Raw genomic sequence first — 21,285 nt, forward strand, 5'->3', positions numbered from 1 at the left:
TCGGTGCTGCGTGTTCCAGGGGTGGGCGGCATGATGCCGGATGCCCGTTTTTTCGCCGACCGGTCCGTATCTCTATGTCCGTATCCTATTCCCAGCTCAAGGCCTTCCATGCGGTGGCGATCCATGGGGGATTCAGCCGCGCGGCCGAGAAGCTTTGCCTGTCCCAGCCCGCCATTTCTGACCAGGTGCGCAGGCTGGAGGCGCATTTTGAGGTTGCCCTGTTCCATCGCAACCGCCGCCAGGTGCAACTGACCGAGCCGGGGCGGGAGCTGCTGGCGATTACCCAGCGCATGTTCGCCGCCGAAGCCGAGGCCGATGAACTGCTGGCCAGCCATGGCGCACTGCAGCGCGGCAGCCTGGCGCTGAGCGTGGATTCGGCTGTGCATCTGCTGCCGGCGCTGGCGCATTTCAGCCGCACCTACCCGGGCGTCCGGCTCAAACTGGCGGCGGGCAACTCCAGGCAGTCGCTGGCGCGCCTGTTCGATTACCAGGCAGACCTGGCCGTGGTTGGTTTCTGCCCGGAGGACAGCCGGCTGGCCTGCATGCAATTGGCTGAGCATCCCATCGTGGCCTTTGCCGCCGCAGGGCACCGCTGGGCGGCGCGGCAGCAGCTGTCATTGGCGGAACTGGCCGGCCTGCCGCTGATTCTGCGCGAGCAGGGTTCGCATACCCGCCAGGTGCTGGAAGAAGAAATGGAGCGGGCGGGCTTGTCGATGACCCAGGCGATCGAGGTCGAAGGCCGTGAAGCTGTCAGTGAACTGGTGGCGGCCGGTGTCGGCGTGGGCATTGTTTCGGCGGCGGAACTCGGGGGCGATACGCGGCTGTGTGCCATTGCCATCCGCGATTGCAACCGACTCATGCCCGAGTACCTGGTGACGCTGCGCGAGCACGAGAATCGCCGCATCATCCGCGCCTTCTTCGAGACGGTCAGGCAGGTCCGGACGTCGGCCTGAGCGCCGGGCCGGCGCGATGACATCGCGTCAGGCGCACGCCTGTGGCATTTTCCCGGCCTGCAGGCGGCGCTCGATGTCGGCGATGACGGCGGGCAGGTCGGCGATGGTGTCTATCTGGTAATGCGGACGGGCGCTGGCGAATTCCGCACCGATACGCGCGCGTGCCGCCTGGCGTTCGGCATCGGACAGGGCCAGGTATTGCTCGTGCGTGAGACCCAGGGCATTGCCGGACAGCAGCAGCGCCACACTCCACATGCCGGCCGCGCGGCCTTCGACGATGCCAGGCGCCGTATCGTCCACCTTGACGCAGGCGGCGACATCGCTGGCGCCCAACGCCACCGCATTGGCCAGCGCCTGCGACGGGTACGGCCGGCCGCGCGGCACTTCATCGGCGGCGACGACATGGTCGGCCACATATCCGCTGGTGCGGGCGCTGTCGACGACTCGGTCCATGACCACCCTCGGGTAGCCGGAGCCGGAGCCGATCGCAATGCCGCGTGCGCGCAGGCCGGCGATGACTTCCAGCGCGCCGGGGATGAGCGCGGAATATCTGCCGACTTTCTCGATCTGCAAGGGCATGAAGCGTTCGTAGATACGAGTGACATCGTCGTCGCCGGGCTCATGGCCATGGCGTTGCTCGAAACGTGCGGCAATGGCCGGCTCATCGCAGAGCGCGCGGATATGGTCCCACTTGCCGCGCCCCATCGGTCCGCGGGCTTCTTCCAGTGTCAGTGGAACGCCGAATTCCTCGAAGGCCTCGACGAACACCTGGGTAGGGGCGAAGGAACCAAAGTCGACGGTCGTGCCCGCCCAGTCGAGGATCACGCATTCGACGGTGCGGGGGGATTGGTAGCGGGCCATGTCATTTCCAGGCTGAATTGAACAATGACGCTCATCTCAGCAGATCCGGCGAGGCTGGTGAAATCGTTTTTTCCGATATCAGACATAAGCCGGGCGGCCGGGCGGATGTCGAGGTGCGGGGGGTGATCATTGATATCAATGATATTTTGCATTCATGGCGCTGCTGGGAGATGCCTGGGAAACAGCGGCCTGACACGCGGGTGTCATCAAAAATTCACGCGATTGCCATGTCCGCAGTGCCCGGTTGGCGCCGGTCGCCTGGACTTCCACGATAATGCGCGGGTAGGGGGCGGCGTCATCGGGCCGTCGGTTCATGGAGAGGAATATGACGGGATATGCATTGACCGGCCGAGGCGCTTGCGCCGCTTTGTTTGCCGTGTTGCTGGCGGGCTGCGGCGGCACCGGCGTGTCTGGCAGCGGGGCCGCCGAGCCTGCGGCCGTCAGCATGCCCAATCCGGCGGCGGTGCACTGCGAGGAGCGCGGCGGCAAGGTGACGATAGAGTCCAGGCCCGAAGGGCAGGCTGGCGTCTGTCTGCTGCCGGATGGCAGCCGCGTGGATGAGTGGGAGTTGTATCGCCGCGATTTTCCGGAAGCCGCGGAAATCGACAAGCCCTGACAGCGGCGACAACGCCGGGCCTGAGCCGGCGGGAACCGCGCGGGCAGCCGCTGCTGCTTGGCCCGGGACGGTGGCAGAACGTGATGCGAAGCCTTGCGCGAGCAAGGCTTTTTTCATGCCTGCTGCCTGGGGCTGCCGGCAGTTCCGTTCAGCCGCCCGCGCCGTCCTCCAGAGGGCAGGCCTGTGTTGCGCATCCGCTTGTTGTCGGCCGTTTTTTATTGACTACCTACCTATCGGTAGGTAGTATTCGCGTCGCAGCCTTTTGCTGTGCATCAGGAGCCCATCCATGTCCGAACGGACACCCGCAGCAGACCGGATTTGTCTGGCCGCCGTGGCGCATTTTGCCGAGCGAGGCTATGACGCGGCGTCTTTGAACGACATCGCTGAATCGGTGGCGATACGCAAGGCCTCGCTGTACTCGCATTTCTCCGGCAAGGACGAGTTGTACCTGGCCGCCTTCAACGATGCCATCCATGTGGAAAGCGGGTATGTCTCGCGCTGCCTGGCGGGCGAACGTGCCAGCGAACTGCCAGGCGCGCGTTACTGCGCCGGCCTGGCGCGGCGTTACGGGCAGTCGCCGCACTTGCGCTTCCTGCTGAAGGCAGCCTACCTGCCGCCACGGCATTTGCAACAGCTCATGGACGAAAACTATGAAGGCTACCTGGGCCTGCTGCTAGACGGCTTCAGGCAGCGCCTGCAGGCCTGGGCGGGAGGGCATCCGCTGGCGCCGGAGAGCGTGCGTCTTTATGGGCAGGCTTACCTGGGCATTGTCGACAGCCTGCACGTCAAGCTGGTCTATGCCGGTGGCAGCAAGTTCAATGCCCGCTGGCAGGCCATGAAACATATTCTCGAAAATGCGCTGCGGCAGGCTGTGCCGCAGCGGCAGTAGGCGGAGTTCATCATGCGTAGTTCCAAACATGCGCCGCAGGGCGTTTCGATAGGCATGGCGCTGGTCGTCCTGCTGGCCATGCTGACGGCACTCGACGCCATGGCGATCGACATGTATCTGCCGGGTATGCCGGCGATAGGCCTGGAGTTCGACATTTCTGCCGGTGAAGTCCAGCAGACGCTGGCCATTTTCCTGATCGGCCTGGCGTTCGGGCAGGGCCTGTATGGGCCATTGCTCGATAGCTATGGCCGCCGTGTGCCGCTGCTGGCCGGGGTGCTGCTGTTCGTGCTTGGTTCTATCGTTGCGGCGCTGGCGCCATCCATTGAATGGCTGATGGCGGCACGTTTCCTGCAGGCGCTGGGCGCGGCGGCAGGCCTGGTGGCGCCGCGCGCCATTGTGGCGGATCGTTGCAACGTCAACGAGTCGGCTCGCATTTTCTCGGTGCTGATGCAGGTCATGATGCTGGCGCCTATCCTGGCCCCGGTGCTGGGCGGCTATCTGTTGCAGCATGGCGGCTGGCGCAGCATTTTCTGGGCGCTGGCCGCGCTGGGCATGATCGGGGTGCTTTGGGGCCTGCGCAGCCTGCCGGAAACGCTGCCGGCGGCGTCCCGCGCGCCTTTGCGCCTCAGGGCCATTTTCAGTGCCTATGGCCGGCAATTGGTCGCGCCGGTATTCATGGCCTATGTGCTGGCGGGCGGCTTCGTGCTGGGGGCGCTGTTCACCTACATCAGCGGCGCGCCTTTCGTTTTCACGCAGCATTACGGGCTGGACCCGCAGCAGTTCAGCTATCTGTTCGCTTCGAACGCGGTGTGTCTGGTGTTGTTCGGCGCCGCCGCCAATGCCATGCTCAAGCGCGGTGCATCCGAGCAGCGCGGCATGTATATCGGCCTGGTGCTGCACACCCTGGCGGGCGCCGGCCTGTGGCTGGCAGCCGGCAGCCTGGCATTGCCGTTGTGGGGGTACGCTGCGTTGCTGGCGCTGGCGATAGGCTCTCTGGGCCTGGTATTCGGCAACCTGACCGCGCTCACCATGGCACATGCCGGCCCGCAGGCCGGACTGGCTTCGGCGCTGATGGGCATGCTGCAATACCTGCTGTCTGCCGTGGTTGGCTATGTCGTCAGTTTTGCCGGGACGCCGCTGCTGTCCCTGCCCGCCACCGTCGCCATCTGCGGCGGGCTGGCCATCCTGTGCTGCCTGGCGGCAGAGGGCATGCGCAGCCGCGCGCGTGCGGCCGCGTCGGCGGGCGGCGCATAGGGAACATCCCGTAGAGCGCCGCATGGGCCGGGCCTGTGCGGCGCCCGATGCAGTATCGTGTACGCCCGCATGCAGGTGTACAGGAGGACGGCATCATGAAATTCTCGAAGGTGACCTTGGCCAGACGGCTCAAGTTCAATCAGCTGGCAATATTCGAGAAGGTGCTCGCCTGTGGCTCGCTGCTGGCGGCCGCGCGCGAGCTGCACATGACGCAGCCCGCCATCAGCAAGGCCATCCAGGAACTGGAAGAACATTTCGGCCAGCCGCTGCTGGTGCGTTCCAGCCGAGGGGTGACACCCACCAATTTCGGCCTGATGCTCAAGGGGCATGCGCAGTCCGTCATGGCGGATTTGCGTGTTCTGGCGGATGACCTCAACGCGTGGAACGAAGGGGTATCGGGCAAGGTCATGGTGGGGTGCCTGCTGGCGGCCTCGGCGCAGCTGCTGCCGGCGGCCATCGTGCGCTTGCGCGAGATGGCGCCCAATGTCGTGGTACAGGTCAAGGTTGGGGTCAACGAGAAAATGTTTCCCGAGCTGCTGCGCGGCGAACTGGATGTGGTGGTCGGCCTGATCCCCGCGCACGAGGGCAGCGGCGAATTCACCCATGTGCCGCTTTATACCGAGAAACTCTGTGCAGTGGTGGGCCGGCAGCACTGGCTGGCGACCAGCGTCGGCGTGAAGACGGAGCAACTGGCGGGGCTGGACTGGATTCTTCCGACGTCGGATTCCGAGGCCTTTCACGCCATCGACGTTTTTTTCGAGAAGCTGGGCATGCCCAGGCCCAAACAGATCGTGGAGTCGGTCTCCATCATGACCAACCTGGGCTTGCTGGTGGAGTCCGATATGGTGGCGTTGATGCCGTTCAAGGTGGCGCGCCGTTTCGTCAACCTGGGCCTCATCACCATCCTGCCGATAGGCGTGGATATGCCGTTTGGCGAGGTAGGCTACACCCTGGCCAAGGACCGTGGCGTGACGCCAGCGGCGCAGCGCCTGTTGATGATGCTGCACGACGTGACGGTCTAGGCGCGTCGGCCGGTGCTATTCCAGATGCTTATAGCGCGGGTCGAAAATTTCATTATTCAAGTCACAACCCCTTGGATAGAGTGCCATCAGGGTCAGGTAATCCTGGTGGCGGCTGCCGTGTTTCCGGCGCAGCGCCAGGCTTTGCCCAGGCATGTTCCGGTTATCGGGCGGTTTCCAAGGAGTTCGACTTGTCCAGGTTTCAGCTTCCTGCGTCGCTGCGGCAGACGCGCAATTATGTCGATGGCGAGTTCGTTGCCACGGCCAAGACTTTCCATAACATCTGTCCGGTGGACGGCGCCGTGCTGGCGGATGTCCATGAGGCGGACAAGGCGCTGGTGGACCGTGCCGTGGCTGCGGCGCGCCGCGCCGTGGAGGGCGAATGGGGCCAGGCGGATGCCGCCGAACGTGCCAGGTACCTGTATCGGGTGGCGGACATCATCGAACGGCGCTTCGAAGCGTTCCTGGCCGCCGAAGTCGCCGATACCGGCAGGCCGTTGAGCCAGGCGCGCCAGCTGGATATCTATCGCGGCATCCACAACTTCCGCACCTTTGCCGATCTGGCCAAGGTGGCCAATACCGATTTCTTCGAAACCCGGCTGGGCGACGGCACCAGACTGATCAACTACGTCACGCGCAAGCCGCTGGGCGTGGTAGCCAGCATTTCGCCGTGGAACCTGCCCATCCTGTCGCTGACCTGGAAGGCTGCGCCTGCGCTGATCTGTGGCAACGCGGTGGTCTGCAAGCCGTCCGAGGAAACGCCTTCGAGCGCCACGCTGGTCGCCGAGGCCTTCGACGAGGCCGGCGTGCCGGCGGGCGTGTTCAATGTCATTCACGGCTTCGGCCCAGGGTCGGCCGGTGAGTTCCTGAGTACGCATCCGGATATCGACGCCATTACCTTCACCGGGGAGTCCCGCACTGGCACGGCGATCATGAAAGCCGCGGCCGAGGGTGTCAAGGAAGTGTCTTTCGAACTGGGCGGCAAGAATGCGGCAGTGGTCTTTGCCGATGCGGATTTCGAAGCGGCGGTCGAGGGCATCGTGCGCTCCAGCTTCACCAATGCCGGCCAGGTGTGCCTGTGCTCCGAGCGGGTCTATGTCGAACGTTCCATCTTCGATCGTTTCGTGGCGGCGCTCAAAGCCAGGACCGAGGCGCTGAAGGTGAGCTGGCCCGATGACGAGGGCGTATTCATGGGTTCGCTGATCTCGCGCGAACATCGCGAGAAAGTGCTGTCCTACTTCGACCTGGCCGTGCAGGAAGGGGCGACGGTCGTGACTGGCGGCACGGTGCCGGTGTTCGGCGACGAGCGCGACAACGGCGCCTACGTGCTGCCCACCATCTGGACCGGCCTGCCGGACGATGCGCGCTGCATGCGCGAAGAAGTCTTCGGCCCGGTATGCCACATTGCCCCCTTCGACAGCGAAGAAGAAGTGCTGCGCCGGGTCAACGACAGCGCCTATGGGCTGGCCGCCAGCATCTGGACCACCAACCTGTCGCGCGCGCATCGCGTCAGCCCGAAGATCCATGTCGGCATCGTCTGGGTCAATACCTGGTTCTCGCGTGACCTGCGCACGCCCTTCGGCGGCGGCAAGCTGTCCGGCATCGGCCGCGAAGGGGGGCGTTATTCGCTCGATTTCTATTCGGAAACGACCAACGTTTGCGTCAAGGTATGAGCCCTGCGGGACAGACAAACGACAGCAATGGGGAAAGCATGAACGATTCACTGCAGGCCTTGGCAGACCGGCTCTGGGCAGCCCAGCAAAGCGGGCAGCCGACCACGCCGGTGCGCGATGAGATCGCGCGCCTGGCGGGGCATGACGGCGATGCGCTGGCGCTGGCCTATGCCGTGCAGGCGCTGCTGGCCGAGCGCCAGCAGCAGCGCGGGGCGCGTCGGATAGGCCGCAAGATAGGCCTGACCTCGCGCGCGGTGCAGCAGCAGCTGGGCGTGGCGGCGCCGGATTTCGGCGCGTTGTTTGCCGACATGGCATTTGGCGATGGCGAGGAAATTCCCTGGGCGCGCACCATGCAGCCCAAGGCCGAAGCGGAAATCGCGCTGGTGCTCGAACGCGACCTGCCGCACGAGCGCCATACCTTTGCCGATGTCATCTCGGCGACAGCCTATGCCTTGCCGGCCATAGAAGTTGTTGGCAGCCGCATTGCCAATTGGGATATCCGCCTGGTCGATACCGTGGCGGACAACGCGTCGTCGGGGTTGTTCGTGCTGGGTTCGCGTCCGGTGCGGCTGGCCGCGCTGGACCTGGTGCGCTGCGGCATGGTGATGGAATGCCGGGGCGACCAGGTGTCGGTCGGGGCCGGTGCGGCCTGCCTGGGCAACCCCCTGAATGCCGCCGTCTGGCTGGCTGACACGATGGTGCGGCTGGGCTCACCGCTGAGGGCGGGCGATGTCGTGCTGACCGGCGCGCTCGGCCCGATGGCCAGCGTGCGGCCAGGGGATGTGATCAGTGCCGCCATCGAAGGGCTGGGCAGTGTCGCGGCGGTGTTCGCCGCCAGTTGAACAAGGGGCGGCGCGCCAGGGCGCAGCTGCCGGAAATGGAACAAGGCCGGGCCATGAGCAGAGGGGCTGGCAGGGAGAAGTCAACGATGAGTGTGGATATCCAGTCCATTGCTGCGCAGCTTGACGGCGCGGCTTTGCACCGCCAGGCCGTGCCGCAATTCGCGCCGGGCAGTTTCACGCTGGCGCAGGCTTATGACATCCAGCGTGCTTCCGTGGCATGCCGGCAGGCCCGTGGCGATACGGTATGCGGTATCAAGCTGGGTTTCACCAGTCGGGCCAAGATGGTGCAAATGGGGGTCGATGACCTGATCTGGGGCTGGCTGACCCGTGAGATGCGCGAGGAAGAAGCCGCTACCGTTGATCTGGGCAAATACATCCATCCCCGGGTGGAACCCGAGGTCTGTTTCCTGACGCGTCGCGCCATCGACCGCCCGCTCAATGCGCTGGAGGCAGTGGACTACCTGGAAGCCGTGGCGCCGGCGCTGGAAATCATAGATTCGCGCTATCAGGATTTCCGTTTCAGCCTGGAGGACGTGGTGGCCGACAACTGCTCGTCGGCGGGCGTGGTGGTGGGAGGCTGGTCGCGTGATTTCGCCGCCTTGGGCAATGCCGGCGTGCTGGTGGCACAGGACGGCCGCATCACGCTGACGGGTTCCACGGCGGCGATCCTGGGACATCCCCTGAGGGCGGTGGTTCAGGCGGCCCGCCTGGTGGCTGCGGCGGAACTGAGCCTACCCGCCGGGTCCCTGATCATGGCTGGCGCGGCAACTGCCGCTGCGGCCTTGGCGCCGGGCCAGCATGTGCAGGGGCAGATCAACGGCCTGGGCAAGGTCGAATTCTTTACTGGAGGGCATCAGCATGGCTGACCACAAGGCAGGCGTTATCCAGGGCAAGGCCGTGCCGCGCGGCCGCTTCCCGCATTACCGGCGTGCCGGTGATTTCATCTTCGTGTCTGGCACGAGTTCGCGCCGCCCGGACAATACCTTCGAAGGGGCGCAGGCCGACGCCATGGGCGTGACGACGCTGGATATCCGCGCGCAGTCGCGCGCGGTGATCCGCAATATCGCCGACATCCTGGCGCATGCCGGCGCAGGCCTGGAGGATATGGTCGAGGCGCAGGTATTCCTCGTCAGCATGAACGACTTTGGCGGCTTCAATGAAGTCTGGGCCGAATTCTTCGATGAGAATGGCCCCACACGCACCACGGTGGCGGTGCATCAGTTGCCGCACCCCCATCTGTTGATCGAGATCCGCGCGGTGGCCTACAAGCCCCTGCCAACCTCCCAGGAGTAGGACCATGATGAACTTCAAGTACGGCTATCCGTTGAATTTCCAGAAGTGGCTCGGTGAACACGAACACCTGCTCAAGCCGCCGGTCGGCAACCAGCAGATCTGGGCCGATGGCGACTTCATGGTGACGGTGGTGGGTGGGCCCAACCAGCGCTCCGATTTCCACGATGACCCGGTGGAGGAGTTCTTCTACCAGTTCAAGGGCAACGCCTATCTGCTGATCTGGGACCGTGGCCAGTATGAGCGCGTGCATCTCAAGGAAGGCGACATGTTCCTGCAGGCGCCTCACGTCAAGCACTCGCCCCAGCGCCCGGAGGCCGGCAGCCTTTGCCTGGTGATAGAGCGCCAGCGGCCCCTGGGCAGCAAGGACGCCTTGCAATGGTGCTGCGCGCGTTGCGGCAGCCTGGTCCGGCGCTACGAGATGCAGCTCGAAAGCATCGTGGCCGACCTGCCACCCGTTTATGAACAGTTCTATGCCACCGCCGACGCCGAGCGCACCTGCCAGTCCTGCGGCGAAGTGCATCCGGGCCGGGATTTCGAGGCCTGGCACCGGACCCTGAATCAACACTTTCCCGAGCAGTGAGCTGCCATGATTGATATCCACTCGCACTTTTTCCCTTGCATCAGCGCAGCCACTGCGGAGGCAGCCAATCCCGGGCGTGCGCCCTGGCTGCGCATAGATGACGACGGCGAAATCGGCCAGATCATGGTGGGCGACAAGCCGTTCCGGCCGGTCTACCGTTCGCTCTGGGACCCGCAGTTCCGCCTGCAGGAAATGGATCAGCATGGTATCGACATCCAGGTGAACTGCGCCACGCCCATCATGTTCGGCTATGCCTGGGATGCGCAGCTGGCGGCAGACTGGGCGGCACGGATGAACGAGGAAGCGCTGGCCTTTGCCGCCGCCGACCCGCGCCGCTTGAAGGTGCTCTCGCAAGTGCCCCTGCAAGACGTGAAGCTGGCCTGCGCGGAAGCATCGCGGGCGCAGAAGGCAGGCTGTATCGGCGTGCAGATCGGCAACCACGCCGGCGACCGCGACCTGGATCATCCCGACATGGTCGATTTCCTGATCCATTGCGCCAATGAAGGCATACCGGTGTTTGTGCATCCCTGGGACATGATGGGCGGCAAGGAGCGCATGCGACAGTGGATGCTGCCTTGGCTGGTCGCCATGCCGGCGGAAACACAGCTTGGCATGCTGTCGCTGATACTGTCCGGAGCACTGGAACGCATTCCCGAATCCTTGAAAATCTGCTTTGCCCACGGCGGCGGCAGCTTTGCCTATACCCTGGGTCGGGTGGATAACGCCTGGCGCCACCGCGATATCGTGCGCCAGGACTGCCCACGGCCGCCATCAGAGTATGCCCGGCGGCTTTATGTGGATAGCGCCGTGTTCGACGAGGGGGCGCTCAAGCTGCTGGTTGACGTGATGGGCGTGGGTCATGTCATGCTGGGCTCGGACCAGCCCTTCCCGCTGGGCGAGCAGGAGGTCGGTGCCCTGGTGCGCGGCGCGGGCTTTTTGTCGGCGCCGCAGCGCGACCGCATCCTGGGCGCGAATGCCGTTGAATTTTTCGGGCTGTAATACCGGGCTGGGCTGGTGCCGGCTTTCCCGGTACTGTGGCGCGGCCCATTAACAACCATCAATTCAGTTTCCCAGATTTCCCCTTGCAATCGTCTTGGCGACGATCGCAAGGGGTTTTTTATTAGTCTTCCGGAATCAATCTAAGGGTAAATGCTGAGTCGTCAGGTAATGGATTTTGCAATGCAGCACAAATGCGCCATAACAGGGCGCGAAGATGTTCAATTGCCGAATTACAAGGCGTAAACAAACGAAATGCACCGTAGAAAAACAAGTGAATTATTGCGTTGCATCAATTTGGTGCGGTAGAAGAAAAGGTATTCCAGGCGCTTATAGCTGGCGGTCAAAAAATGATTATCCAGGGCTTGCGCGGTTGGCTACATTCAGCTTGCAGACCTTTGATTTTTCAGGAACGTGCAAGGTTTCCAGGCATGTGCAGCGGTTTCCTGAATGGCGCATCGCCGCTCAGGCGGTGTAACGGTATTTTCAATGGGTCTTTTCAATCTGAATGATGTGAACCGGGGGCAATCATGAAGCGGAATTTCTTTTCCAGTATTTCCTTGGGCCGTTTGCTGGCAACAGGCGCAATGGCAGGGTGCTGTGCCATTGCCAATGCCGCCGAGCCAGTCAAAGTCGGTATTGCGCTGGATATCTCCGGGCCTTTTGCCGCATTGGGCGCAGAGGCACGCGATGGCTTTGATCTGGCGATCGAACAATTGGACGGAAAACTCGGCGGTCAGCCGGCGGAATTCATCAAAACCGACTTTGCCGGCAGCCCGGAGCAGGCCACGCAATTGGTCAGGCGCTACTTGCAACGGGACAAGATCGACTTCTTCACCGGGCCGATCGCCTCGAACTCGGCATTGGCTGTCATGCCTTTGCTGGCCAAGGACAAGGTTCCGTTCATTTCCAGTAATCCCGGGCCCAGCCAGTTGGCTGGCAAGCAATGCAGTCCGTACTTCTTCGCGCAGTACCAGAACGATAATTTCGACGAGGCGGCAGGCAGCCTGGCCGACGCCAAGCAGTTCAAGAAAGTGGTGATCCTGGCGCCGAACTATCCGGCCGGCAAGGATCACATGGCAGGTTTCAAGCGCACCTACAGCGGCGAAGTCCTGGATGAAATCTATACCAAGGTCGGGCAGCTCGATTATTCGGCGGAAATCGCGCAGATCCGCAGCGCCAAGCCGGATGCGGTGTACTTCTTCCTGCCGGGCAGCATGGGGATCAACTTCATCAAGCAGTATGTGGCCGGCGGCCTGAAGGACGTGCCGCTGGTGGCGCCCAACACCGTTGACCTGGACATCATTCCTGCTGTGGGTGACGACGCGCTGGGCATCCTGAATACCTCGCAATGGGTGCACGATCTGCCGGTGCCGGCCAACCAGGCCTTTGTCGAAGCCTTCCGCCAGAAGTACAACGGCCGCTACCCCTCGGCCTATGCCGCCATGGCTTACGACAGCATCCTGGCCATGGATGCGGCCGTGCGCGAAACCGCAGGCAAGGTCGACGACCGCGAAGCGCTGGTCAAGGCGCTGGAACAGGCATCCTTCGATTCCATCAAGGGCCCCTTCAGCTACGGCGCCAACCATTTCCCAGTGCAGAATTTCTACCTGCGCGTGGTGGATAAGGATGCGGATGGCAAGTACGTGAACCGCCTGGTTGAAACCGTGCTGGAAAACCATCAGGACGCCTACGTCTCCGAGTGCAAGCTGTAAGCAGGACGGAGGCGGCACATGGATGGCATCTTCATCATCGAGCAGTTGCTCAACGGCCTGGGCTATGGGCTCATGCTTTTCCTGATTGCGGCAGGCCTGACGCTGATATTCGGCATCATGGACACCATGAACCTGGCGCACGGCTCCATGTTCATGGTGGGGGCCTACGTGGCAGCACGGGTCCATGCCGTCAGCGGCTCCTTCCTGACCGGCGTGGTGGCCGGCGTGGCGGCGACTGTTGTGCTGGCGGCGTTGCTGGAGCTGGCGATCATTCGGCGTCTGTACCGGCGTGATCACCTGGCGCAGGTGATCGCAACCTTCGGCATCATCCTGATCGCCGACGATGCCGTGAAGGCGATCTGGGGGGCGGCGCCCATCATGGCGTCCATGCCGGCCTCGCTGGCCGGCCCGGTTACGCTCATGCCCGGGCTGCCCTATCCGGCCTATCGCCTGCTGTTGCTGGTGGCAGGCCTGTTGGTGGCGCTGGGCCTGTACTTGCTGGTGAACCGGACCCGCATGGGCATGCTGGTGCGCGCTGGCGCTTCCAACCGCATCATGGCGGAATTTATGGGGGTGCGCGTCAGCCATGTGTTCTCTTTCGTGTTCGCGCTGGGCGCCGCGCTGGCGGCCCTGGCCGGTGCCTTGATGGGCCCGATCAGCGCGGTGCAGATCGGCATGGGGGAAAGCATCCTGATCCCGTCGCTGGTTGTGGTCGTCATCGGCGGCATCGGTTCGATACGCGGCGCCTTCATCGCGGCCCTGATCGTGGGTTTCATCGACACCGCCGGGCGCGCATTCCTGGCGCCCGCCTTCAAGCTGGTCATGCCGCCTGCCGTCGCGGCCGACCTGGGGGCGGCGCTGGCCGGTGTCGCGGTATACGTCTTTATGGCGGTCGTGCTTGCCATCAAGCCCGCCGGTCTTTTTTCTGCACGCGCGTGAGGGCGATATGACAACTTCTGCTTTCACCGGACAAGCCGTTGCCGCGCAGCCGCGCCAGTCAGCCGGGCCATGGACGCCATGGGTGCTCCTGCTGGCGCTGGCCGTCTTTCCCTGGGTCGCGCCGCTGTTGCAGCTGGAATATTACGTGGGTTTCGTCGAGCGCCTGCTCATCATGATGATTGCTGCGTCCAGCCTCAATTTCATCCTGGGCTATGGCGGCATGGTGGCGCTGGGCCATGCCGGTTTCATCGGCGTGGGAGCGTATGCCGTGGCAGTCATGGTCGAGGCCGGCCATGATTCCGCCTGGCTGATATGGGCCACGGCCATCATCGCGGCAGCGGTCTTTTCCGCGCTGATCGGGCTGGTGGCGCTGCGCACCCGGGGCGTCTACTTCATCATGATTACCCTGGCATTTGCCGAGATGCTGCACTACGTCGCGGTATCCGTGCGTACGTATGGCGGTGACGACGGCTATAGCATCTATTCGCCGCTCAGCCTCGGTGCCGTGTTCGATGGCATGGAGTATGGCCTGTACTGGGTTGTGCTGGCCTGCGCGGCATTGTTGTTCGCGTTGATGAGCCGGATATCCGGTTCGCGTTTCGGCCACGCGCTCAAGGGGGCTCGGGACAATGAAGTGCGCATGGCCGCCATGGGTTACCCGGTTTTTTTCATCCGCCTGGCAGCCTTTGTCGGGGCGGGCGCCGTGGCGGGGCTTGCTGGCGCCATGCTGGCCACCCATGACGGCTTCGTCAGCCCTTCGCTGATGGATTGGACCCAGTCCGCCATCCTGATCGTCATGGTTGTCATTGGTGGCGTCGGCAACCGCTGGGGCGGCGTCATCGGCGCCGGGCTGTGGCTGTCGCTGCAGGAGGGCCTGCGCATGTTCACCGAATACTGGCACTGGCCGCTGGGCATCCTGTTGCTGATCATCGTGTTCTACGCACCGGAAGGCATTGCCGCCCGGCTGCGCTGCAAAAGGAGCGCGGCATGAGCCTGTTCCATACTGAAGGCCTGGTCAAACGCTTCGGCGGTCTGTTGGCGACCGATCACGTCTCGCTGGAAATCGAGCGTGGTCAGATCCATGCGCTGATCGGGCCCAACGGCGCGGGTAAATCCACGCTGGTGAACCTGATTTCCGGCCTGCTGAGCGCCGACGAAGGCCGCATCGTGCTCGAAGGTGTGGACCTGACTGCGCTCAGGCCGTATCAGCGGGTGCGGGCGGGTTTGTCGCGCTGTTTCCAGATCACCAATATCTTCCGCAACGACACGGTGCGCGACAACCTGATGCTGGCGGCGCAGGCTTACGATGGCAGCAGCTTCCGCTTTCTGTCGCTGCGGCAGAACGAGGAAAAATTGTGGGCGCGCGCGGAAGAACTGGCTCGGCAGGTCGGGCTGGGGCATGAGCTGGACCGTGTAGCCGGTACTTTGTCGCATGGCGCGCAACGGCGTCTGGACGTGGCGCTGGCGCTGGCCTCGCGCCCCAAGCTGTTGTTGCTCGATGAACCCATGGCGGGCATGGGGGCGGAGGATTCCATGCAGATGGTGGAAATGATCCTGACGCTGCGCCAGGAGGCAGCCATTCTGCTGATCGAACACGACATGGATGCCGTCTTCAAGCTGGCCGACCGGATCACCGTGCTGGTCTATGGCAAGGTGCTGACCTCGGGCAACGCCGAGCAGATCCGCGCCGACGTACGCGTACAGGAAGTCTACCTGGGCGATGAGGAAACAACAGCCGAAGAGGCTGCCGCGAAGACAGCGGCAGCGGGCGCAACGCCGGAGGTAGTGTCATGAGCCGCGAACCCTTGTTGTCCTGCCGGGGTATCCATGCCGGCTATGGCGCCAGCCAGGTGCTGTTCGATGTCGGCCTGGACATCCATGAGAAGGAAGTCGTTACCTTGCTGGGCCGCAACGGCATGGGCAAGAGCACGACCATCAAAACCATTATCGGTGCGCTCAAGGCGCGTCAGGGCGAGTTGAGTTTCGGGGGCAGGCAGATCGGCCGCATGCGCCCGGACGCTATTGCCAGGCTGGGTGTGGCGGTGGTGCCGGAAGGCCGCATGTGCTTTCCCAACCTGACAGTGGAGGAGCATCTGCTGGCGTTTGCCGATAACCGTAGCGGTCAGCGCGACGGTTGGAACCTGGAGCGCATCTACGAGGTGTTCCCCAGGCTGAAGGAACGTTCGCGCAACCTGGGCGGACAACTGTCGGGCGGCGAGCAGCAGATGCTGGCCATCGGCCGCGCCTTGTCGACCAACCCGAGGTTGCTGATCCTGGATGAAGCCACCGAAGGGCTGGCGCCGGTCATCCGCGAGGATATCTGGCGCTGCCTGGCCATGCTGCGTGCGGCCGGGCAGACGATCCTGGTCGTGGACAAATACGTGCAGCGCCTGCTCAGCCTGGCCGACCGCCATATCATTCTCGAGCGTGGCCGCGTGGCCTGGCAGGGAACGTCGGCGGAATTGGATGCCGACCGCAGCTTGTGGAAAACGTACCTGGGGGTTTGACGGTGCCGGTATGCATGCCGCTTTGCGGATGCTGCTGTGCGAGCCTAGGGCCGCTAGATGCCCAGATAGGCCTGTTGTATCGCCGGGTCCCGGGCCAGTTCGTCGCTGTTGCCCTGCCTGACGATGCGGCCTTCGCTCAAGACGTAGGCGCGGCGGGAAATCCGCAAGGCCATGTAGGCGTTTTGCTCGGCCAGCAGTACGGCCACGCCCTGGTCGCGCAGCTGTGCGATGGCGTCGAAGATTTCCGCGACGATTTTAGGCGCCAGTCCCAGTGACGGCTCGTCGAGCAGCAGCAGGCGCGGGCGGCTCATCAAGGCACGGCCGATGGCCAGCATCTGCTGCTCGCCGCCCGAGAGCGTGCCCGCCTGTTGCGCCAGTCGCTGCGCGAGCTTGGGGAAGCGTTCCAGTACCTGGGCGAAATCCGTCCTGACTTGCCGCGTGTCGTGGCGGCTGTAGGCACCCATCATCAGGTTTTCCTTGACGCTGAGCGGCGCGAAAACCTGCCTGCCTTCCGGTGACAGGGCCAGGCCGCGCTGGACGCGCCGGGCGGCATCCAGACCGTCCAGGGGCTGGCCGTCCAGCATGATGGAACCCTGGCGATGCTGGCGCAGGCCGGCCAGCGTATTCATGATGGTCGACTTGCCTGCGCCGTTGGCGCCCAGCAGGCAGACGATTTCTCCAGGCTGCAGGTGCAGGTCTATGCCGTGCAGGATCTGTGCTGCGCCTATCCAGGTGGATACACCCTTGATATCAAGCATGGCTGCCTTCCCCCAGGTAGGCGTCGAGTACGGCCGGGTCATGGCGCACCTGTTCCGGGGAGCCTTCACTGATGAGCCTGCCGTTGTTGAGCACGGAAATATGGTCGGACAGGCGCATGACGACCCGCACATTGTGTTCCACGAGCACGATGGTGACGCCCTGGCGATTGAGCCCGCGGATGGCTTGCTCGGCGCGCTCGATGGCATCGGCGGGCAAGCCTGCCAGCGGTTCGTCGAGCAGCACCAGCGTGGGTTCCGACGCCATGGCGCGAGCGATTTCCATGAGCTTGCCTTCGCCGTAGCTGAGGGACTGCGCCGGCTGCCAGGCTTTCTCCGCCAGCCCCAGTTGCTCCAGCAGTGCCATGGCCCGGGCTTCGCCGGCGGCATTTTCCTCGCGCTGGCGCCTGGCGTGGCGCAAGGCGTCGAACAGCGTGCTGCGGGTACGGACGTGGCGGCCCACCATGACGTTTTCCAGCACGCTCATGTCCGGGAATATCTGCAGGTTCTGGAAAGTGCGGGCCATGCCCAGGCGAGTACGCGCATGGGGCGGCAGGGTTTCGATGGACTGGTCCAGGAAACGGATGCTGCCGCCCGTGACGGGATTGACGCCGGTGATGAGGTTGAAGAGCGTGGATTTGCCTGCGCCGTTCGGCCCGATCAGGGCATGGATATCGCCACGCCGGACTTGCAGGGACACGCCATCGACGGCGGCCAGGCCGCCGAAATGCTTGCTGACCTGCCGGACGTCCAGAAGGGGCGCGCCGGGGACGGCCTGGTCGGTGGCTTGGCGGGTGGCAGAGCTCGTGGTCGGGCTCATGGCTGGGCTCCTTTCCGGCCGGCAGGCTGGACGGCCCGCCGCCGCGCCAGCCAGCCTGTCAGGCCGCCCGCGATGCCGCCGGGCATAAAGCCCACTACCAGAATCATGGCGGCCCCCAGGATCAGCAGTTCAGTATCGTGGAAGCTGCGTACCAGTTCAGGCAGGGCAGTGAAAATCAGCGCGCCGAAGAATGCTCCCCAATATTGCCCGAACCCGCCAACTGCCACCATGACCAGCAGCAGAATGGAGGTGGAGAACGAGAAGGAGTCTGGCGAGATGAACAGGTTCTGGTGGGCATAGAGAGCGCCCGCCAGCCCGGCCAGCATATTGGCCAGCACGAAGATCGCCAATTTTTGCCGCAATACGGGAATGCCCATGCAGGCGGCGGCGATATCGCTGGAGCGGATGGCCCGCAGCGCGCGGCCGGTGCGTGAGCGTCGCAGGAAGGACAGGCTCAGCATGACCAAGCCCACGACCAGCCAGCACAGCAGGTAGAAGTTGTCCGGCAGGGAGAGATCCAGGCTGCCGAGCATATAGGGCGGGATGCCGATCAGCCCGTTGGGCCCGCCGGTCCAGGCCACCAGGCCGACCAGCAGGACGGAAACGATGGCATTGAAACCCAGTGTGGCCATGGCCAGGTAGTGGCCGGACAGGCGCAGCGTGGGCCAGCCTATCAAGACGGAAAACAGGCCGCAGGCCAGCATGGCGGCCAACGTGCCCAGCCAGGGTGAGACGGCCAGGTGCACCGCCAGCATGCCGCTGGCATAGGCGCCTATGCCCCAGAACGCCGCATGGGCCAGCGAGGTCAGGCCGGTATAGCCCACCAGCAGGTTCAGGCTGGCGATCAGCAGCAGGTTGATGAAGAATGTGCCGCCCAGGCTGAGCAGATAATCGTTGGGCGCGATCCAGGGCCAGGCCAGCAGCAGGGCCCAGAGCACCAGCAGCACGGCAGGGGTGCGGTCGCGGTGACCGAGATGCGTGGCGTTCATAGCTTGGTGACCTCCGCCTTGCCCAGCAGGCCCTGTGGCCGCAGTACCAGGACCAGCAGCAGCACCAGGAAGGCGGCGGCATCTTTGAATTGTGAGGTGATGAAGCCGCTGACCAGCGCTTCCAGCAGGCCCAGCAGCAGGCCGCCCAGCGTGGCGCCGAACAGGCTGCCCAGGCCGCCTAGCATGGCTGCGCTGAAGCCTTTGAACCCCAGCATGGCGCCGCTGTCGTAGGACATCAGCGTGAGCGGCGTGATGATGGTGCCTGCCAGCCCGCCGACGGCGGCGGCGATGATGAAGGAGCCGAGTACGACACGGTGGTGGCGGATGCCGACCAGCGCGGCTGCGGCCGGATTGGCGGCGGCTGCGCGCATGGCGCAGCCCCAGCGGGTATGGTTGAAGAACAGCTGCGCCAGGATCATGAACACCAGGGTGATGCCCAGTATCCATAGCGTTTGCGTGGCAACGCTGGCGCCCCAGAGCGGCACGAAGGCTGTTTGCGACAGGCCGGGGTAGCCCACCGGGTTCTTGCCCAGGCTCAGCATCACCAGGCTCTTGGACAGCAGGGCGATACCGACGGTAACCAGGGTAATGGCGAACGGGGTCTGGTTCAGCAGCGGCCGGATCAGCAGCCGTTCGGTCAACCCGCCGATGACGGCCACGGCCAGCCCGGCGAGCAGGCAGGCCTGCCAGACGGGCATCTGGGCATCATTGAAGCAAAAGGCGGCGAGCAGGCCGCCCATCATGACCCATTCGCCCTGCGCGAAATTCAACGCGCCGGTGCTCTTGAAAATGATGTTGAAGCCGACGGCGATCAGGGCATAGATACTGCCTGTGCCCAGACCGGAAAGAATGATTTGCAGGGTGGAACTGTCCACGGTGGCAATCCTGGCATGTGGGGCCATGCCCCGGCCTGCCGCGTGCAGCCGGCCGGGGCATGGCGGCAAGGCCGGTAGCGGCCCTGCGCGGTTACTGATAGTCGTGCAGGCGGAAGGCGCCGTCTTCCCAGTTGATCAGGACGATGTCACTCTTGGACAGCCCGGAATGGCGCTCCGGCGAAAAGTTGAAGCTGCCGCCCACGCCATGGAAATCCTGGATCTGTTCCAGGGCCTGCCGCGTCTTTTCCTTGTCGCCCTGGCTGGTTTGCAGCGCGTGGCGCGCCAGTTGGATGGCGTCATAGGTTTGCGCTACATACTGGTTGGGCTTGCGGCCGTACCTGGCTTCGAACTTGCGCGTCAATTCCTCGATGGCAGCCTTCTGGCTGTCGCTGTCCGGCAGGTCGGCCCCGACAGGGAATTTCACCGAAACCAGCAGGACGTTGCTGGCGCTATCGCCCGCCAGCTCCATGTATTTCTGCGACACGAAGCCGTAGCTGTGGATCAGCTCGCGGTCTGTCAGGCCCAACTGCGTCGCCTGCTTGTTGAAGATGACGCCGGCGGGTGTCACAGTCCAGCACAGGACGGCCTGGGCATCGCTGTTCTTGATGCGTGTCAGTTGCGGCGTCAGGTCGGTATCGCTGGGGGCGAAGGCTTCGAAGCTGACCGTCAGCCCCAGTTCGGGGGCCAGGCGCTTGAGTTCTTCGGCTGCGGCCTGGCCGAAACCGCTGGTGTCATGCAGCAGCGCGACGCGGGTAATGCCTTTCTTGTCGAAGTAGTCCTTCAGGCGTTCGAACACTTGGCGGTCGTCCACCGTGCTTTTGAATGCCCAGGGCCGTTGCGCCACCGGATCGACGATGGACAGCGCGCCTTCCGTGGAAATGAACGGGGTTTTGGCCTGGGCGCTCAAGGGCACCATCGCCAGTGCGATGCCGCTCATGTTGCCGCCGCCGACGATGATGTCCACCTTGTCCTGGGACAGCAGGCGGCGGGTGGCCGTCAGGGCCTTGTTGGTCTGGCTCTCGGCGTCGTAGAAGACCCACTGCACCGGGTGGCCGTCTATGCCGCCTGCCGCATTGATTTCTTCGATGGCGATTTCCATCCCGGCCTTCATGTCTTCGCCCAGGAAGGCGGCGGGGCCGGTGGTCGAAAGGATCGTGCCGATGCGGTAGGTGTCGGCAGCCATGGCAGAAGCGCCGAAGGCGAGGGTGGTGGCCAGCAGGCCGCGCAGCAGGAATTTGTAGGACATGGCTAGGACCGAAGGAAAAGGCAGGGAACGGCGGGCAGGCGCCCGGTCAGGCAAGGACGCGCAAGGTAACGGGGGCGCCCCGGGAAAGCGAACCGTAGATCGGACACACATCGGTGAAGACTTGCACCAGTTCCTCCGCCTGGGCCTGGGTCAGGCCGGAGAAGCGGTACTTGAGCTCGATATAGCGGTAGTGGCCGGGGCGGGTTTCATCGGCTTCGCACTGGGCGTGGATTTCCAGCCCGTAGTGCAGCCAGCCCCGGCGCCGTGCCTCGTCGTCGATGACGGCGTGGGAACAGGTTTGCAACGCGCCCAGCAGTAATTCGGCGGCTTGCCAGGCCTGGCCCTGGCCGCCGCGGCCGGGGGAGGCATCGACCACCAGGTGCTGGTCGCGGGCGTTGAGCAGGAAGCGGCCGGCCTGGGCCGAAAGGCGGCTGGTGCTGTCTATGGTTGCCATGGTGCTTCC

24 protein-coding genes are annotated in these 21,285 nt (G+C 64.1%); 16 read left to right on the forward strand and 8 right to left on the reverse strand.

Annotation, left to right across the window (positions count from 1 at the left end):
• Positions 1–74 precede the first annotated feature (74 nt).
• Positions 75–953 carry a LysR substrate-binding domain-containing protein gene (locus EV679_RS01480; RefSeq protein WP_130486369.1) on the forward strand — a complete coding sequence of 293 codons (879 nt, stop codon included), beginning with the start codon at positions 75–77 and terminating at the stop codon, positions 951–953.
• A 27-nt stretch (positions 954–980) separates the two neighbouring features.
• Here EV679_RS01480 and phnX read toward each other — a convergent pair whose 3' ends face one another.
• Together phnX and EV679_RS01490 are read right to left on the reverse strand one after the other, a co-directional pair.
• Positions 981–1,814 (reverse strand): phosphonoacetaldehyde hydrolase, encoded by an 834-nt coding sequence (phnX, locus tag EV679_RS01485; RefSeq protein WP_130486370.1) that lies wholly within the window; start codon positions 1,812–1,814, stop codon positions 981–983.
• Positions 1,775–1,966: a hypothetical protein gene (locus tag EV679_RS01490; RefSeq protein ID WP_130486371.1), complete on the reverse strand. Its 192-nt coding sequence runs from the start codon at positions 1,964–1,966 to the stop codon at positions 1,775–1,777. The genes phnX and EV679_RS01490 overlap by 40 nt, the downstream gene beginning before the upstream one ends.
• A gap of 173 nt (positions 1,967–2,139) precedes the next feature.
• Here EV679_RS01490 and EV679_RS01495 point away from each other — a divergent pair, with 173 nt between their 5' ends.
• The 15 genes from EV679_RS01495 to EV679_RS01565 all read left to right on the forward strand — a co-directional run bounded on the left by EV679_RS01495 (position 2,140) and on the right by EV679_RS01565 (position 16,137).
• The gene (locus EV679_RS01495; RefSeq protein WP_130486372.1) at positions 2,140–2,430 is read left to right on the forward strand and encodes a putative hemolysin; all 291 of its coding nucleotides are present in this window, start codon (positions 2,140–2,142) and stop codon (positions 2,428–2,430) included.
• 286 nt (positions 2,431–2,716) lie between these two features.
• Positions 2,717–3,319, forward strand: coding sequence for a TetR/AcrR family transcriptional regulator (locus EV679_RS01500; protein WP_068373259.1), 603 nt, complete (start codon positions 2,717–2,719; stop codon positions 3,317–3,319).
• A 12-nt stretch (positions 3,320–3,331) separates the two neighbouring features.
• A complete protein-coding gene (locus EV679_RS01505) occupies positions 3,332–4,573 on the forward strand; it encodes a multidrug effflux MFS transporter (protein ID WP_242611410.1) in 1,242 nt (413 codons plus the stop codon).
• Positions 4,574–4,668: 95 nt separating this feature from the next.
• Positions 4,669–5,595, forward strand: coding sequence for a LysR substrate-binding domain-containing protein (locus EV679_RS01510; protein ID WP_068373427.1), 927 nt, complete (start codon positions 4,669–4,671; stop codon positions 5,593–5,595).
• Positions 5,596–5,783: 188 nt separating this feature from the next.
• Positions 5,784–7,265: a 2-hydroxymuconic semialdehyde dehydrogenase gene (locus EV679_RS01515; RefSeq protein WP_068373253.1), complete on the forward strand. Its 1,482-nt coding sequence runs from the start codon at positions 5,784–5,786 to the stop codon at positions 7,263–7,265.
• 38 nt (positions 7,266–7,303) lie between these two features.
• The gene (locus EV679_RS01520; RefSeq protein WP_068373249.1) at positions 7,304–8,107 is read left to right on the forward strand and encodes a 2-keto-4-pentenoate hydratase; all 804 of its coding nucleotides are present in this window, start codon (positions 7,304–7,306) and stop codon (positions 8,105–8,107) included.
• A gap of 86 nt (positions 8,108–8,193) precedes the next feature.
• Complete coding sequence (locus EV679_RS01525; protein WP_127775429.1) at positions 8,194–8,973, forward strand: 2-keto-4-pentenoate hydratase; 780 nt, start codon at positions 8,194–8,196, stop codon at positions 8,971–8,973.
• The gene (locus EV679_RS01530; RefSeq protein ID WP_068373243.1) at positions 8,966–9,400 is read left to right on the forward strand and encodes a RidA family protein; all 435 of its coding nucleotides are present in this window, start codon (positions 8,966–8,968) and stop codon (positions 9,398–9,400) included. Before EV679_RS01525 ends, EV679_RS01530 begins: the two co-directional genes overlap by 8 nt.
• A 4-nt stretch (positions 9,401–9,404) precedes the next feature.
• Complete coding sequence (locus EV679_RS01535; RefSeq protein ID WP_068373239.1) at positions 9,405–9,980, forward strand: 3-hydroxyanthranilate 3,4-dioxygenase; 576 nt, start codon at positions 9,405–9,407, stop codon at positions 9,978–9,980.
• Positions 9,981–9,986: 6 nt separating this feature from the next.
• Entirely contained in the window at positions 9,987–10,979 is a 993-nt protein-coding gene (locus tag EV679_RS01540) for an amidohydrolase family protein (protein WP_068373236.1), read from the forward strand.
• Positions 10,980–11,506: 527 nt separating this feature from the next.
• Complete coding sequence (locus EV679_RS01545) at positions 11,507–12,691, forward strand: ABC transporter substrate-binding protein (RefSeq protein WP_415777461.1); 1,185 nt, start codon at positions 11,507–11,509, stop codon at positions 12,689–12,691.
• An 18-nt stretch (positions 12,692–12,709) separates the two neighbouring features.
• Positions 12,710–13,630, forward strand: a complete 921-nt coding sequence (locus EV679_RS01550) for a branched-chain amino acid ABC transporter permease (RefSeq protein WP_068373233.1) — start codon at positions 12,710–12,712, stop codon at positions 13,628–13,630.
• A 7-nt stretch (positions 13,631–13,637) separates the two neighbouring features.
• Positions 13,638–14,621 carry a branched-chain amino acid ABC transporter permease gene (locus EV679_RS01555; protein ID WP_127775427.1) on the forward strand — a complete coding sequence of 328 codons (984 nt, stop codon included), beginning with the start codon at positions 13,638–13,640 and terminating at the stop codon, positions 14,619–14,621.
• A complete protein-coding gene (locus EV679_RS01560; RefSeq protein WP_130486373.1) occupies positions 14,618–15,424 on the forward strand; it encodes an ABC transporter ATP-binding protein in 807 nt (268 codons plus the stop codon). The genes EV679_RS01555 and EV679_RS01560 overlap by 4 nt, the downstream gene beginning before the upstream one ends.
• Positions 15,421–16,137 carry an ABC transporter ATP-binding protein gene (locus EV679_RS01565; protein WP_068373224.1) on the forward strand — a complete coding sequence of 239 codons (717 nt, stop codon included), beginning with the start codon at positions 15,421–15,423 and terminating at the stop codon, positions 16,135–16,137. Before EV679_RS01560 ends, EV679_RS01565 begins: the two co-directional genes overlap by 4 nt.
• 53 nt (positions 16,138–16,190) lie before the next feature.
• On the opposite strand, the gene EV679_RS01570 is transcribed toward EV679_RS01565, so the two are convergent.
• The 6 genes from EV679_RS01570 to EV679_RS01595 form a co-directional block, all read right to left on the reverse strand.
• Positions 16,191–16,895 carry an ABC transporter ATP-binding protein gene (locus EV679_RS01570; protein WP_068373221.1) on the reverse strand — a complete coding sequence of 235 codons (705 nt, stop codon included), beginning with the start codon at positions 16,893–16,895 and terminating at the stop codon, positions 16,191–16,193.
• The gene (locus tag EV679_RS01575) at positions 16,888–17,712 is read right to left on the reverse strand and encodes an ABC transporter ATP-binding protein (protein WP_130486374.1); all 825 of its coding nucleotides are present in this window, start codon (positions 17,710–17,712) and stop codon (positions 16,888–16,890) included. The genes EV679_RS01570 and EV679_RS01575 overlap by 8 nt, the downstream gene beginning before the upstream one ends.
• Positions 17,709–18,701, reverse strand: a complete 993-nt coding sequence (locus tag EV679_RS01580; RefSeq protein WP_130486375.1) for a branched-chain amino acid ABC transporter permease — start codon at positions 18,699–18,701, stop codon at positions 17,709–17,711. Before EV679_RS01580 ends, EV679_RS01575 begins: the two co-directional genes overlap by 4 nt.
• The gene (locus EV679_RS01585; protein ID WP_238591417.1) at positions 18,698–19,576 is read right to left on the reverse strand and encodes a branched-chain amino acid ABC transporter permease; all 879 of its coding nucleotides are present in this window, start codon (positions 19,574–19,576) and stop codon (positions 18,698–18,700) included. Before EV679_RS01585 ends, EV679_RS01580 begins: the two co-directional genes overlap by 4 nt.
• A gap of 91 nt (positions 19,577–19,667) precedes the next feature.
• Positions 19,668–20,822, reverse strand: a complete 1,155-nt coding sequence (locus EV679_RS01590; RefSeq protein ID WP_165389928.1) for an ABC transporter substrate-binding protein — start codon at positions 20,820–20,822, stop codon at positions 19,668–19,670.
• 46 nt (positions 20,823–20,868) lie between these two features.
• The gene (locus EV679_RS01595; protein ID WP_127775421.1) at positions 20,869–21,276 is read right to left on the reverse strand and encodes an OsmC family protein; all 408 of its coding nucleotides are present in this window, start codon (positions 21,274–21,276) and stop codon (positions 20,869–20,871) included.
• Between the last annotated feature and the right edge of the window lie 9 nt (positions 21,277–21,285).

This window comes from Kerstersia gyiorum, assembly GCF_004216755.1.
Taxonomy (GTDB): Bacteria; Pseudomonadota; Gammaproteobacteria; order Burkholderiales; family Burkholderiaceae_B; genus Kerstersia; species Kerstersia gyiorum.